The organism is Ureibacillus sp. FSL K6-2830, assembly GCF_038004145.1.
Taxonomy (GTDB): domain Bacteria; phylum Bacillota; class Bacilli; order Bacillales_A; family Planococcaceae; genus Ureibacillus; species Ureibacillus thermosphaericus.
This window is the reverse complement of record NZ_JBBOQR010000001.1, coordinates 801,445-815,865: the sequence shown is the minus strand read 5'-3', so window position 1 is coordinate 815,865 and position 14,421 is coordinate 801,445. Positions and strand designations below refer to the sequence as shown.

Here is a 14,421-nt window from a genome sequence, read left to right as displayed (position 1 = left end):
ATTTAATCATTAGCATTGCATAAATATAGTTAGAATTTTCTGTTAATTAATTTTTGTGAATTTGTGCCAAAAAGACAAAACCTAAAGAAAGGTGGCACTGCCCATTTGGTAAATATATACAGTTAAACCAGAGCGACAACGACAAAAGGGAGATTATGGACTGGCTCGCCCATCAAATTTTCGCAACCAAACATAAGCTGGTTTCCACAGAGCTCTCTTTAACCAACGAGTAATTCGAAGTAGAGATTTCTTACTTTTCATCTCCAATTGAATGAGAACATGTAAGCAATACGTGATAAGGGCTAAGAAAATTTGATTTTGAATAGCTGTTTCACTCATTCCATAAAAGTGCTTAATTTCTACGTGTTGCTTGAGCCATTTGAAAAAGAGTTCAATAGCCCAGCGAGATCGGTAAATATCACTTATCTCTTCTGGTTTTAAATCAAATCGGTTGGTGATGAAACGAAGTAAGTTCCCTTTTGTGTCCATAACTTCTAGTAGACGAAAGACATTTTCAGTACGATTTTGTGTGGTACCAATGTAGACCATTTTATCGGATAGAACGTGACAATCATCAGGAAGTGAAAATGTATAGACTTCACGAATGACTGCGTTTTTCTTCAGTCTTGAAACGAAGAAATAGCCATCATCTGTCATCCGATCAAAACGTTCATAGTCCACATAACCGCGGTCAAACACATACATGGCTTCTTTATCATCCACTAGGACTTCGAGTTGATTTCGGTCATGTTCTTTTGCTGTCGTAATCACTGCTTTTTCAGGATAGACGGTGTCTTTATCCATGAAAACGAGCCGTAAGTGTAGCTTTACACCAGCTTTTGTTTTACGGAATTTTGCCCATTTATAATTGGTCAAATTCAACGGGAGTGTACTTGAATCAATGATTTTCAGTGGCATATTCTTTCCGGTTTTATAATGGTACCGTTGAATTTTCCAAACAAGATCCAAGAACAAATTTGCAAGAATTAGTGGGTTGATCTGATTGTTTTTTCGGGATAGCTGAGAGGCACTTATCGATTCAAATCCGAGTGCTTTTTGAAGATCTTCGTCTACAAGTGCATCACTCATTTCCTCTAAGCTCTTAAATTCGAGCAGCTGGGCTACCAATAAAAGTTTAATATAGGCTTCTGTTGTCAGCTTTTTTGTGTAATAGTCCTGTTTCAATTCTTTGACTTGTTCGCTAAGTTTTTGAATATTTATGGGTGAAACCCATTTACCAAATGATGAAATTAGTGTATTCTTGTCCATAACGTTTATCCTTTACGATTGGATTTGGACAGGAACCACCTGTACTTCCATTGTAAAGGATTTTTTTGTTTCGAAAGCAATAAAAAATTGAACATTCTTAGTATTTTGAATCATCAGATTTAATTAGTGCAATGCTAGTGAAATTTAATAATGAATGCATAAATTAATTGTTAAACAAAATAAAAAACGAATGGGGAAGATAGGAGTCCCATTCGTTTATTTTGTGCGCCTTGTCAATGCTATTGATAGATTATTGTTGGTCTGCTTTAAGTTCTTTTGGAGATTCGCTAGGAATGATCGCAGCTACAACCCAAACGAGAACTGTGAAAATAACAGCAACTACTAAAGTTGTAACAAAGTCAAAAACTGTAATTCCTAAAATAGAACCAACTACGTAGCTTAACATAGAAATTAATAAAATTCCCCAAATGAATGACATAATATATTGCATTTCGTTTCACCTCTATCGAACTTTAATTACTAATATATACTTTGCTCATCTTAATAATCATAACATAGTACGACAAAAATGAACAATAAACTTTTCGTAGAAACAAATTTTTCTGTTGTGAATTTCATTATTATGGTCTATAATTAAGACCAACTACTAATCGTAAGTATTAAATTGGGGGTTAAATACCATGAATGCAGGAATTCTAGGATTAGGAAAATATGTTCCTGAAAAGATTGTCACAAATTTTGATTTAGAGAAAGTTTTAGATACAAATGATGAATGGATTCGTACGCGTACAGGAATTCAAGAAAGAAGAATTGCTCGTGAAGATGAAGATTCCTCAGATATGGCATTTGAAGCGGCAAAAGAAGCTCTTGAAAACTCTGGAATTTCACCAGAACAGATTGGATTGATTTTAGTAGCAACGGTTACGCCGGACCGAGCTTTTCCAAGCGTTGCATGTCAACTTCAAGAACGATTAGGAGCTAGCAATGCGGCTGCAATGGACATTTCAGCTGCCTGCTCTGGGTTTATTTATGCCCTTGCAACAGCGAAATTGTATGTAGAAAGCAACAGCTATGACTATGTATTAGTTGTTGGTGTTGAAAAATTATCAAAAATCACGGATTGGAAAGACCGCAATACAGCTGTCCTTTTTGGCGACGGTGCAAGTGCTGCTATCGTTGGTAAAGTATCTGAAGGAAGAGGGATTTTGGCCTTTGAATTAGGCGCTGATGGCACTGGCGGAAAATACTTGAATATGAACGATGATAATTTCATTTATATGAACGGCCGCGAAGTTTTCAAATTTGCAGTGCGTCAAATGGGTGCAACAGCATTGTCCGTTCTTGAAAAGGCAGGATTGTCAAAAGAAGATGTTGATTTCCTAGTTCCGCACCAAGCGAATATCCGCATTATGGAATCAGCGAGAGAAAGATTGGAATTGGAAGAAGATAAATTATCAAAACGCATTCATAAATATGGCAATACCTCTTCTTCCTCAATCGGTATCGCTTTAAAAGAGGAGCTGGATGAAGGAAAAATTAAAGATGATGATATCGTAGTATTAGTAGGATTCGGTGGAGGACTCACTTGGGGCGGCGCCGTAATAAAATGGGGAAAATAATAGATTTTCATATTCCAGTTATAGTAATTTATAAGTATAGTTAATCCTAAGGGGGTACTAGAGATACATGAAAAGGAGAGTTGTCATTACCGGTATAGGTGCTGTTACACCACTAGGTAATACAGTAGATGAAACCTGGTCAGCAATTAAAGAAGGGAAATCCGGCATTGGGCCGTTAACAAGAGTCGATGCAGAATTATTCCCAGCTAAAGTTGCTGCTGAAGTAAAAAATTTTGATATTGAACAATATATTGATCGAAAAGAAGCAAGAAAGATGGACCGTTTCACTCATTACGCGCTTGCTTCTGCATTGATGGCAGTGAAAGATGCAGATTTAGTAATTAATGAAGAAAATGCTAACCGCGTTGGTGTTTGGATTGGTTCTGGAATCGGTGGGATGGAAACGTATGAACAACAATTTGAAGTGTTCCAAAAACGTGGTGCACGCCGAGTAAGTCCATTTTTCGTTCCAATGATGATTCCAGATATGGCAAGTGGGCAAGTTTCGATTTATTTAGGAGCAAAAGGTCCAAATGCTTGTACAGTAACAGCATGTGCTTCTGGAACAAACTCTATTGGTGATGCTTTTAAAGTGATTCAGCGTGGCGATGCAGATGTCATGATTACGGGTGGAACGGAAGCTCCAATCGTAAAAATGGCTGTTGCTGGATTCTGTTCAAGTACTGCGCTTTCGCTAAACACAGACCCAGCTACGGCATCTCGTCCATTCGATAAAGAACGCGATGGATTTGTTATAGGTGAAGGTGCAGGTATTCTTGTATTAGAAGAGTATGAACATGCAAAAGCTCGCGGTGCAAAAATTTATGCGGAAATCGTTGGATACGGCGCAACAGGTGATGCTTATCATATTACAGCTCCAGCGCCAAATGGTGAAGGTGCTGCCCGTGCTATCCAGCAAGCTATTGAAGATGCGGGTATTGATCCTTCAGAAATAGGATATATCAATGCTCATGGAACAAGTACACCATACAATGACTTATATGAAACAATGGCTGTCAAAACGGTCTTTGGAGACCATGCATATAAATTAGCTATGAGTTCAACAAAATCCATGACAGGTCACTTGCTTGGTGCAGCGGGTGGTATTGAAGCAATCTTTACAGCATTAGCATTAAAAGAAGGAATTTTACCACCTACAATTAACTTGCATAATCCAGATCCTGAGTGTGACCTTGATTATGTACCAAATGAAGCTCGTAAAGCAGATATTCAATATGCTATGAGCAATTCCTTAGGATTTGGTGGACATAATGCAAGCCTTGTATTCAAAAAAATAGAAGAATAAAAAATTGTCGATAAGTAAAATGCGTTTAGCTTAAAGCTAAACGCATTTTTACTTAATTTGATGAATAATAAGAGTAGTAAAGGATGGTGGCTTGATATTTCGATTTATGCTGTTTTTATTCAGCTATGGCATTTGCGTTATTTCGGTAAGCAATCTTCTTTTATACTTAAACTATCGGACGCTTGGTTATTCTTGGCGCGCAGTCTTTTTTTATATTTTAGGTTCTCCTGAATTGTATTTCATGATCATATCATTAGTAATATTATTTATCGTAATATTCGACCTATTCCCATCGCGATTTCCATTTTCTTAACGGTTTCGTTTGCAATGGCGTTGGCTTTTTCTGCACCTTCATCTAAGATGTTATCTAATTCTTCTGAATCGATAAGTTCGTTGAATCGTTCTTGAATTGGCGTTAAATGTTCAATTAAGCAAGTAGCAACCCCTTCCTTAAAGGCACCGTATCCAAGGCCTTCATATTTTTTTACAACCTCATCAATGGATTTATTTGTTACTGCTGCTTCAATTGTAAGTAAGTTGGAGATACCTGGTTTCTTTTCTTCGTCGAAAGCGACAACACCATCTGAATCTGTAACGGCTGATTTAATTTTTTTCATGATTTCTTTAGGTGTATCTAATAAGCGAATTGTCGCTTTTGTATTTGGGTCGGACTTGCTCATTTTTTTCGTAGGGTCTTGCAATGACTTAATGCGAGCTCCTGCTTTTGGTAATTGAATTTCTGGAATTTTAAATACCTCACCATATCGTTTATTGAATCGTTCTGCCAAATCACGAGTCAATTCAATATGTTGTTTTTGGTCTTCTCCAACAGGAACGATATCCGTATTATATAATAGGATATCAGCAGCCATTAACGGTGGATAAGTTAATAGACCAACAGAAACGAATTCTTTTCCTTCCTTTGCTGATTTATCTTTAAATTGAGTCATTCTTTCGAGCTCACCAATGGATGAAATACATTGTAACATCCAGCCAGCTTTTGTATGAGCAGGTACTTCCGATTGAATAAATAACGTTGCTTTTTTCGGATCAATGCCCGTTGCAAGATATGTAGCAGCAAGGGTGCGAATGTTTTGTCGCAATTCTTTTGGATCTTGTGGAACGGTAATGGCATGTTGGTCTACTATACAGTAAATTGCATTTCCTTCATCTTGAAGTGCAGGGAATTGCATAAACGCTCCGATATAGTTCCCCAATGTAATAACTCCAGTTGGTTGTACTCCTGAAAAAATAGTCTTCATTAACACTACCTCCTATTTTTATCCATAAAAAAACATCAAACGACCAATACAAATTGTATTGGGACGAATGATGTATATCCGCGGTACCACCCAGTTTGCCTTAAAAGGCCGCTCTCGATTCTTCGTAACGTGAAGCGTACGAGCTTTACTACTCACTTTCGTAAAGCCAACTCGAAAGTCCATTCCATTTGCTCTGCGATCTGTTTGCACCTACCACAGACTCTCTAAACGCAGAAATCAAATGTACTACTCTTCGTCATCGTTGTTCAATGTATATACTCGGTAAATTATGAGTGAATTATAAAGTAATTCAAAGGAAAAATCAAACGTGAAAAATTTTTCATTTTGGAATGAGATGAAAAAGATTTGGGTAGTATTGTAGTAGGAAAATGTAAGGAAATTTTATCACTAAATATAGAAATTCTTGATTGCCGTTATCTATCTAATTGAGAAAATAAATTGGAAGATAAAGGAGGGAAGAAAATACAACTTTAGTAGGAAATTTTATGTTAATTGTGAAAAAAAGCTAAGATTCACGAATGTTTTTTTAAATTTATCATATGAATATGTGAATTTTTCAATTATCCTATATTCAAAAGGAAAAGAATGTTGTATAATTAATACAGAATTTAAAATAATATTAATTCTAAATTAATAATAAAGCATAGATGCCTTTGATTTATATATAGAAGGGAAGTGTAACAATGATTGTAACATTATTTACATCACCTAGTTGTACATCATGTAGAAAAGCGAAAGCTTGGCTAGAGCAACATGATATTCCATATAGAGAACGAAATATTTTTTCAGAACCGCTAACAATTAGTGAAATTAAAGAAATTTTACGAATGACAGAGGATGGAACTGACGAAATTATTTCTACACGCTCTAAAGTATTCCAAAAGTTAAACGTTGATGTGGAGAGTTTACCTTTACAAAAATTATATGAATTAATCCAAGAACATCCAGGATTACTCCGAAGACCAATTATTTTAGATGAGAAGCGTCTGCAAGTTGGTTACAATGAAGATGAAATCCGTCGATTTTTACCTCGAAAAGTACGTGCTTATCAATTAATGGAAGCCCAAAAAATGGTCAATTAATCATATAATGTGGTGAAAAAGTGTAAATTCAGTCAACGTTTGTTTGACTTGTTTACGCTTTTTTATTGCATTTTTTTTTAATGAATTCCTTCATAAAGAAAATTCATCCTTTTTTCACTTAATACTTGATTTAATTGATATTGTCATCTACAATTTTGAATAATTCAAATAATTTTATTTGAAGGGTGTTTTTCCTTTTCATTTTCTATTAGTTCATCATACAATAGAATCATAGAATGAAACATAAATATTCATTAAGCATTTTGTTCTGTATACCAAGGGATGTAAAGGGGAAAGGCACTAAAGAATTGGGGTGTATTTTACTCCGATTCAAACATACTAAGTACACGCTTTCGGTTTTTCAACCAATGACTGTGAAGGGAGTTGAAATCTCATGGACATCGAACGCGTAAATGAAAATACAATAAAGCTCTTTATCACATATCGTGATATTGAGGATCGCGGTTATAGCCGTGAAGAAATATGGTATAACAGAGCAAAAGGCGAAGAGTTATTTTGGGATATGATTGGTGAAATCAACACAGAAGAATATTTCGATTTAGATGGCCCAATTTGGATACACGTGAATGCTTCAGAACAAGGTTTAGAAGTAATCGTCACACGTGCCAATGTAAATGATTCAGATCCAAGCTCTCTGTTCTCTAATTTTGATGAACATCATGAAGCTACAGTTAACCATAAAGACCCGTTCAATCCCTTCGATGATGATGATGTGTTAAATCATGAAGGAATTGCGAACATATCATTATATAAATTCAAGGATATCGACGAAATTATTCCAGTAGCAAATCGATTAGTGGAGTACGGCTTGCACACTTCTTTATATAAATATGAAAATTATTACTATATTGCCATCGATTTTGCTGGTGTGAATGATAGTGCAACTCGTCAAAATATACGCTCGATTTTAAATGAATATTTAACAAGTTCAAAAATGACAATATATCGTTTAAAAGAGTATGGTACAGCGATCATGGAAGAAGATTGCTTGGAAACAATTGTTCATTACTTTAATTAAATGTGCCTAAGTGTAGGCACTTTTTTTATGTTAATATTTTGAATTTCAGTTAATCTCCCCCTTGAAAAATATATCTTGTTGTATGCTCTTGTCAATCCTAAAATTCTGCCATAAAATGGTGTGAAAAGGGGGGGTTTTGTGCTTGTAGCAATTACAGAAAATCAAGAAAGATTTGTGATTGATTCTACAATTCCTCATACAACATTAAAACGACTTAGAGAAGAAAGACAATTCTATTGCCCACAATGCGGTGAAAAACTCCAATTGAAAATTGGAACCGTTAAAGTGCCTCACTTTGCTCACATTTCAATAAATCATTGCGAGTCTTATTTTTCTGAAGGTGAAACAATCCAACATCTCCAAGGAAAAGAACAGCTGTTTCAACTTTTTCGATATCTTCAAGTCCCCGTATTGCTAGAGCCTTATATAGCTGAACTAAAGCAAAAGCCAGATCTGCTAATAAATTTAAATGGATATCAGTATGCCATTGAATTCCAATGTAGTCCAATAAAGCATGAACGATTTCTTGAGCGAAATAACGGTTACAATCAAAAAAATATCCAACCTATTTGGATTCCATTGACTCCTATTCAAAAAATAAAAGGAAATGGCTTACAAAAAATTACCCTTCCTCATCAACTCCAACAATTTATTACTAGCGAAAAGAAAGCAAAATATTTAATGACATATAATCCAAATACAAAGCAATTTTTGTATATATCTAACCTCATTCATTTAAAGGGAATTAGTTATTTATCAAAAATTAGTCCTCTCCCACTATTAAAACAAAAATTCCCATTTTATATACCGAGGCCTTTTACAGAAAAGGAATTTTCCAATGTATTAAATGCATACCGTAATTTTATCAATCAATTTTTAAAATCAAGGGTATTATTTAGCCGAAAAGGTGTAAATGATTTTTTTTTGAGAAGTGTTTATGAGCTGCGAATAGACCTTTATCAATTTCCAATATTTTTAGGAATTCCTATTTGCGGAAATGAAGCATTTCATGTATGTGCAATAGAATGGCAAACTGAACTAATGTATTTTATTTATTTATTGGGAATTAAGGTACATGCAATCAATCAAAACGTAATAATTGACTTTTTACGATGGTCAAAGCGGGTATGTACGAGTGAGGCTATTCAAGTTGTTAATCGATATGTAGAACTTCTCAAAGATTTGTCTGTGGAAGATATGATGAGCACAGTGAAAAAAGAACAATTAGAGGAATTGCTATATAGGCAATTTCTTGCAACAAGAGGAAAATATTGAGAAAATAGGATTGTGAAAAAATTTATCATTACGGGGGCATTGACATGGCAAAAAAATTATTAACACGTGATGAAGTGCCTGTCGAATTGACTTGGGATTTATCAACAATTTTCCCTTCAGACGAGGCATGGGAGGAAGAATTTAAACAGATTGAGCAATTAATTTCAGAAGCAGAAAAGTATAAAGGGAAAGCAACAGAAAGCGCAAAAAGTTTATATGAAACATTGCAATTTAGCGACAAAATTTCTGAGCGCTTCGGGAAATTATACGTATATAGTCATTTGAAACACGATGAAGATACGACGAAAAGCAAATATCAAGGGATGGAAAGCCGTGCACGTTCTCTAGGAGCAAAGATTAATGCGGCATGGTCTTTCTTAACTCCTGAAATTTTAACTTTATCGGAAGAACAAATACAACAATATTTAGAAGAATACGAACCGTTGCGTCTATATGAGCAAATGTTTAAAGAATTAAATTTACAGCGTCCACATGTATTATCGGCCGATAAAGAAGCTATATTAGCACAATTTTCAGAAGTGACAAGCTCTCCGGGTACTACTTTCAGCGCTTTGAATAATGCAGATTTAGAGTTTCCAACTATTAAGAATGAAGATGGCGAAGAAGTACAACTGACTCATGGAAACTACATCACATTTTTAGAAAGTGAAGATCGTGAAGTAAGAAAAAATGCTTTTAAAGCGATGTATGATACGTACGGCAAGTATATTAATACTTTTGCTTCCACATTAGCAGGCAACGTAAAATCACATAATGTTTATGCAAGAATCCGGAACTACGATTCTGCTCGTCATCGCGCATTAGCAGGTAACCATATACCTGAAAAGGTCTATGATCAATTAATTGAAACGATCCACGAATACTTACCAGCACTTCACCGCTATGTATCATTGCGTAAAAAAGTGCTCGATGTGGATGAATTGCGCATGTATGATTTATTCGTACCTCTTGTGAAAAAAGTGAAAATGGATATGCCTTATGAAAAAGCAAAAGATATTATGGTGAAAAGCTTTGCTCCATTAGGGGAAGAATATCAAACTATCGTCCAAGAAGGATTAAATAGCCGCTGGGTAGATGTAATGGAGAATAAAGGAAAACGAAGCGGAGCATATTCTTCAGGGACATACGGCACGAATCCGTACGTATTAATGAACTGGCAAAATAATATTGATAATTTATTTACGTTAGCCCATGAATTTGGACATAGTATGCATAGTTACTATACTCGGAAAAATCAACCGTATCCTTATGCGGATTACTCCATTTTCGTGGCGGAAGTAGCTTCTACATGTAACGAGGAGCTTTTATTCGATTATTTATTAAAAACGACGGAAGATAAACAAGTGAAAGTTTACTTGCTCAATCATTGGCTCGATAGTTTCAGAAGTACGGTTTATCGCCAAACAATGTTTGCTGAATTTGAACATATGATTCATGAAATGGATCGAAATGGTGAGGCGCTTACTGCTGAACATCTTACAGAAATTTATTATGATTTAAATAAACAATATTTCGGCGATGAAATGACGGTAGATGAAGAAATTGGCTTAGAATGGGCGAGAATACCACACTTCTATTACAATTACTATGTATATCAATATGCAACAGGGCAAAGTGCAGCTGTTGCTTTAAGCCGTCAAATTTTAGAAGAAGGACGTCCAGCAGTGGATCGTTATATTAACAACTTCTTAAAAGCGGGATGTTCTGATTTCCCAATTGAAGTATTGCGTAAAGCTGGTGTAGATATGGAATCAAGAGAACCAATCGCTCAAGCTTGCAAAGTATTTGAAGAAAAACTCAATGAATTAGAATCACTGTTATTGAAATAGTGAAATACTGTATAACTCATACGGTAAACTACACAATAAAATAAATAAAAAAGCTTCAAAAGAGTTAATAAAATCTCTTTTGAAGCTTTTTTTCTTGAAATAAAAGTTTTTAATGTATAATTTTTTTGACGATTTTATTTAGAGAATGTGAACGTTTTTTGAAGTAAATATATAGCTTTTACAATGTTGTTTGTTCCTAATTTTTCAATAATTTTTGCAAGTTTCATGAAAGTGTTTACATTATGTCGAATTTGTGAAATTCCATTAAACTTTATTGCACAAATTATTATTTCATGATAAATTAAAAACGTGAAATAAATCACATATCAAACATACACCCCTTTGTTTGAACGTGAACATTTCTCCCATCCCCTTTGTGTAAGGAGGCATTTGCTGCAGCAAATGCCTCTTTTACTTTCGTGCGCCCGGCATGTACATGAACTATAGGGTGTAAGTCCCGAACCCCGAAGACAGAAGTAGAGGTTAGCCAAGAGCAAGGGTGTCCGTGGTGACGCGGAATCTGAAGGAAGCTGGAGGCAAAACACCGGTCCGAGGAACACGAACCTCATATAAGGCTAGGTATGATTGAGTGAGTTTGCGAAACAAAACAAAGCTCTTTCTGTCGAAGGTCATATCGAGTAAATGAGGCGGATAGATGGTGTGAAAGTGCATGTACTTACCCGGGGAGGTCTGGCGGATAGGTGAAGTACGCTTCATAACCTACTTAGTGATAAGTAGCTGAACCGTCAGAAGTCAGCAGAGGTCATAGTATTAGTTGGTCTAGAACAACTAAGAAGGACCGAACAATTAAGAGAGAATAGCCCTTGGCATTCAGTGAGTCATGATGAACACAGAAAACGTAGTACCTCACTTGAGGAAGGAAGCGGTGAATCCCGTGGGGGACCTCTTGGAGGGTGGAGTGACCACTGGCATAAAGAGAACAGCTATTCACGGAAGGAGAATAACGATGCTTTTGAATCAAATCCTGTCACGGGAGAACATGCTTCAAGCATTAAAACGTGTAGAACAGAATAAAGGAAGCCATGGAGTAGATATGATGCCCGTACAAAACTTACGACAGCACATAGTCGAAAACTGGCTATCTATTAAGGAGGCAATTCTCAAGGGAACTTATGAACCAATGCCAGTCCGCAGAGTCGAAATCCCGAAACCAGACGGCGGTGTTCGTTTACTAGGAATCCCTACCGTAACAGACCGTTTGATTCAACAAGCAATCGCCCAAGTACTTTCAAAAGTGTATGACCCTACATTCTCTGAAAACAGCTACGGATTTCGACCAAACCGAAGTGCTCATGATGCGGTGAGGAAAGCGAAAGAATATATAAGAGATGGACATCGATGGGTCGTAGATATGGACTTGGAGAAATTCTTTGATAAGGTCAACCATGACAGATTAATGGGTACACTCGCGAAGAGAATCCAAGATAAACCATTACTGAAATTGATTCGTAAGTATTTACAATCGGGCGTCATGATTAATGGTGTGGTGTCAAGCACATTTGAGGGAACTCCACAAGGAGGACCATTAAGTCCGCTACTATCTAACATTGTACTAGATGAACTAGATAAAGAATTGGAAAGAAGAGGACACAAATTCGTTCGATATGCGGATGACTGTAACATTTACGTGAAAAGTAAACGAGCAGGACTTCGCACAATGGCAAGTATCCAGCGATTTATTGAAGGAAAACTACGACTGAAAGTAAATGAAAAGAAATCAGCGGTCGAACGTCCATGGAAACGTAAGTTTCTAGGATTTAGCTTTACCTATCATAAAGAGCCAAAGGTTCGTATCGCAAAAGAAAGCCTTAAACGAGTGAAGAATAAAGTTCGTGAAATCACATCACGCAAGATGCCCTACCCGATGGAATACCGCATTCAGAAACTGAATCAATATCTAATGGGATGGTGTGGATATTTTGCGTTAGCAGACACCAAATCTATATTCCTTGGATTAGATAAATGGATTCGTAGAAGACTTCGAATGTGTCTATGGAAGAACTGGAAGAAACCGAAAACAAAGATACGCAACCTTATTCAACTTGGCGTACCACAAGGGCAAGCGTATGAATGGGGAAATACTCGGAAGAGTTATTGGCGTATTTCAAATAGTCCAATATTACACAGAACCCTTGGTAACTCCTATTGGAGAAACCAAGGGCTGAAAAGTCTTGAAGCTCGTTATGAAAACTTGCGTCAATGATCTTAATTGAACCGCCGTATACGGAACCGTACGTACGGTGGTGTGAGAGGACGGGAGTTAATCGCTCCCTCCTACTCGATTTTTCATCAATGATACATTCGCACCATAAGAACTCTAATAGAACTTTCTCGTTTAATAACATAGCTTTGGTTAAAAAAAAACGTAGACATGCTATATCATGTCTACATTCAGAAAAGCATCTAGATATTCTATCATTATCAAAAATTTAATCCACAATTACTAGAGTGAAAAAGAAGATGATTTTAAACGCCATAATGTAACAGCATCATTTGAAACACGTTCGATTTTTTGTTGTAACATCCGTTTTTTCAATTCTCTTTCCGCATCACTCATGGATATCGAATAGATGCTTGCCACTTCATCGGTTGTTAAGTATTGAAAACGTTGGAATAACTCTTCGAATGTTGGTAACGGTTTACTGACGATTTCTTCATCCAACATTTCCTGCAATATTTGAACGTATATTTCATAGGAATACATTCCACTTACTTTTAGACCTTCATCTTCAATGCATTCATTAAAGAATACAATGCTCGGCACTTCATCAACTTCCATTTCGCGAGTGATATATAAATCGCATTGAAAAGCACGCACCGCTTCTTTTGATCCGAAATCTTTAATAAATTCCTCTTGGTCTAATGTTGCTTCCTTCGCAATTTCTACTAAAGCTGAATAGGAATGAACATTTTTAGTTTCCAACAATGCATGTTCCTGCAATTTTCGAATATAACGATTTGCTGCTTTTTTACCTTGTAATTCTGCTGCTTTAATGGCAAGTGAGGGTAAGGCAGGATGAGTAATATCCACATCAGTACCTGTTAAGCACCCTTTGATACGTCTAGTAACACAGTTTAAAGTTTGTAATTCTGTGCTCAGTACGTATCGCCAAGTGAAATAATGCTCGTATTCCAATTGTAGCTTTTTTAACATTGACTGTAATTTAAAGGCATTTGGACAAAGCGGGTCAATAAAAATATAAAGTTCAATTGGTTTTGTCCTCTTCGTGGATGCGACAGGTTCTGACAGTAGCTGGATATTATTCAATCTAATCCCCCCTCATCCTCACTCGGAGTATTAATCATATGATGCGCTGTTAAAACAAGACGTTGGAAATATTGTTCGCGAAATGGGCCTTCAAGTCCTACTTCATCCATCGCTTCACTCATACATTCCAGCCAAGCTTGAGCATGGTCTGGAGTGATTTTAAAGCGCATATGTCTTGCTCTCATCATCGGATGACCATGTTCTTGAGTATATAAATTCGGACCACCTAAATATTGCGTTTGGAATTGTATTTGTTTGCGAATTGTTTCTTTTAAATCTTCTGGAAACAATGGACGGAGTAATGGATGGACATCAACTCGTTTATAAAATGCATGAATAAGCTTTTCTAACTTTTCAGCACCAATTTCCTCATAAGGAACCATATACTTTCGATTCATAGGTGTAAACTCCTTTTATACTCTTTTCCCGCATGTACGAATTGTGATCG

At 36.2% G+C, this 14,421-nt stretch carries 12 protein-coding genes and 1 other annotated feature; of the genes, 7 read left to right on the top strand and 5 right to left on the bottom strand.

All coding sequences use genetic code 11. The features are described 5' to 3' along the window. Positions 1–153: 153 nt before the first annotated feature. Both NSU17_RS04095 and NSU17_RS04090 read right to left on the bottom strand, forming a co-directional pair. On the bottom strand, positions 154–1,269 hold the full coding sequence (locus NSU17_RS04095) for an IS4 family transposase (protein WP_096549683.1): 1,116 nt from the start codon (positions 1,267–1,269) through the stop codon (positions 154–156). 250 nt (positions 1,270–1,519) lie between these two features. Next, positions 1,520–1,720 carry a DUF2929 family protein gene (locus NSU17_RS04090; RefSeq protein WP_016838218.1) on the bottom strand — a complete coding sequence of 67 codons (201 nt, stop codon included), beginning with the start codon at positions 1,718–1,720 and terminating at the stop codon, positions 1,520–1,522. 190 nt (positions 1,721–1,910) lie between these two features. On the opposite strand from NSU17_RS04090, the gene NSU17_RS04085 reads away from it, so the two are divergent. Together NSU17_RS04085 and fabF are read left to right on the top strand one after the other, a co-directional pair. Further along, entirely contained in the window at positions 1,911–2,849 is a 939-nt protein-coding gene (locus NSU17_RS04085) for a beta-ketoacyl-ACP synthase III (RefSeq protein ID WP_340704342.1), read from the top strand. 67 nt (positions 2,850–2,916) lie between these two features. Continuing rightward, the gene (gene fabF, locus NSU17_RS04080) at positions 2,917–4,155 is read left to right on the top strand and encodes a beta-ketoacyl-ACP synthase II (protein ID WP_340704341.1); all 1,239 of its coding nucleotides are present in this window, start codon (positions 2,917–2,919) and stop codon (positions 4,153–4,155) included. Positions 4,156–4,421: 266 nt separating this feature from the next. Here fabF and trpS read toward each other — a convergent pair whose 3' ends face one another. After that, positions 4,422–5,417, bottom strand: a complete 996-nt coding sequence (gene trpS, locus NSU17_RS04075; protein WP_340704340.1) for a tryptophan--tRNA ligase — start codon at positions 5,415–5,417, stop codon at positions 4,422–4,424. 56 nt (positions 5,418–5,473) lie between these two features. Then, positions 5,474–5,686: a binding site (T-box leader), on the bottom strand. 438 nt (positions 5,687–6,124) lie between these two features. Here trpS and spxA point away from each other — a divergent pair. The 5 genes from spxA to ltrA all read left to right on the top strand — a co-directional run bounded on the left by spxA (position 6,125) and on the right by ltrA (position 12,908). After that, entirely contained in the window at positions 6,125–6,520 is a 396-nt protein-coding gene (spxA, locus tag NSU17_RS04070) for a transcriptional regulator SpxA (RefSeq protein WP_172597913.1), read from the top strand. A 394-nt stretch (positions 6,521–6,914) separates the two neighbouring features. Then, positions 6,915–7,559: an adaptor protein MecA gene (mecA, locus tag NSU17_RS04065; protein ID WP_340434574.1), complete on the top strand. Its 645-nt coding sequence runs from the start codon at positions 6,915–6,917 to the stop codon at positions 7,557–7,559. A 138-nt stretch (positions 7,560–7,697) separates the two neighbouring features. Next, the gene (locus NSU17_RS04060; protein WP_340704339.1) at positions 7,698–8,834 is read left to right on the top strand and encodes a competence protein CoiA; all 1,137 of its coding nucleotides are present in this window, start codon (positions 7,698–7,700) and stop codon (positions 8,832–8,834) included. Between the two features lie 44 nt (positions 8,835–8,878). Further along, positions 8,879–10,684: an oligoendopeptidase F gene (gene pepF / locus NSU17_RS04055; RefSeq protein ID WP_340704338.1), complete on the top strand. Its 1,806-nt coding sequence runs from the start codon at positions 8,879–8,881 to the stop codon at positions 10,682–10,684. A 967-nt stretch (positions 10,685–11,651) separates the two neighbouring features. Next, entirely contained in the window at positions 11,652–12,908 is a 1,257-nt protein-coding gene (gene ltrA, locus NSU17_RS04050; RefSeq protein WP_340704337.1) for a group II intron reverse transcriptase/maturase, read from the top strand. 240 nt (positions 12,909–13,148) lie between these two features. Here the strand turns inward: ltrA and NSU17_RS04045 are convergent, their stop codons facing one another. Beyond that, positions 13,149–13,973, bottom strand: coding sequence for a DsbA family protein (locus NSU17_RS04045; RefSeq protein ID WP_016838232.1), 825 nt, complete (start codon positions 13,971–13,973; stop codon positions 13,149–13,151). After that, a complete protein-coding gene (locus NSU17_RS04040; RefSeq protein ID WP_016838233.1) occupies positions 13,970–14,371 on the bottom strand; it encodes a globin domain-containing protein in 402 nt (133 codons plus the stop codon). The genes NSU17_RS04045 and NSU17_RS04040 overlap by 4 nt, the downstream gene beginning before the upstream one ends. Between the last annotated feature and the right edge of the window lie 50 nt (positions 14,372–14,421).

Excerpts from the sequence above, each read along its gene's own strand:
- NSU17_RS04095 (WP_096549683.1), bottom strand. The coding sequence starts at position 1,269 with ATGGACAAGAATACACTAATTTCATCATTTGGTAAATGGGTTTCACCC.
- NSU17_RS04090 (WP_016838218.1), bottom strand. The coding sequence starts at position 1,720 with ATGCAATATATTATGTCATTCATTTGGGGAATTTTATTAATTTCTATG.
- NSU17_RS04085 (WP_340704342.1), top strand. The coding sequence starts at position 1,911 with ATGAATGCAGGAATTCTAGGATTAGGAAAATATGTTCCTGAAAAGATT.
- fabF (WP_340704341.1), top strand. The coding sequence starts at position 2,917 with ATGAAAAGGAGAGTTGTCATTACCGGTATAGGTGCTGTTACACCACTA.
- trpS (WP_340704340.1), bottom strand. The coding sequence starts at position 5,417 with ATGAAGACTATTTTTTCAGGAGTACAACCAACTGGAGTTATTACATTG.
- mecA (WP_340434574.1), top strand. The coding sequence starts at position 6,915 with ATGGACATCGAACGCGTAAATGAAAATACAATAAAGCTCTTTATCACA.
- pepF (WP_340704338.1), top strand. The coding sequence starts at position 8,879 with ATGGCAAAAAAATTATTAACACGTGATGAAGTGCCTGTCGAATTGACT.
- ltrA (WP_340704337.1), top strand. The coding sequence starts at position 11,652 with ATGCTTTTGAATCAAATCCTGTCACGGGAGAACATGCTTCAAGCATTA.
- NSU17_RS04040 (WP_016838233.1), bottom strand. The coding sequence starts at position 14,371 with ATGAATCGAAAGTATATGGTTCCTTATGAGGAAATTGGTGCTGAAAAG.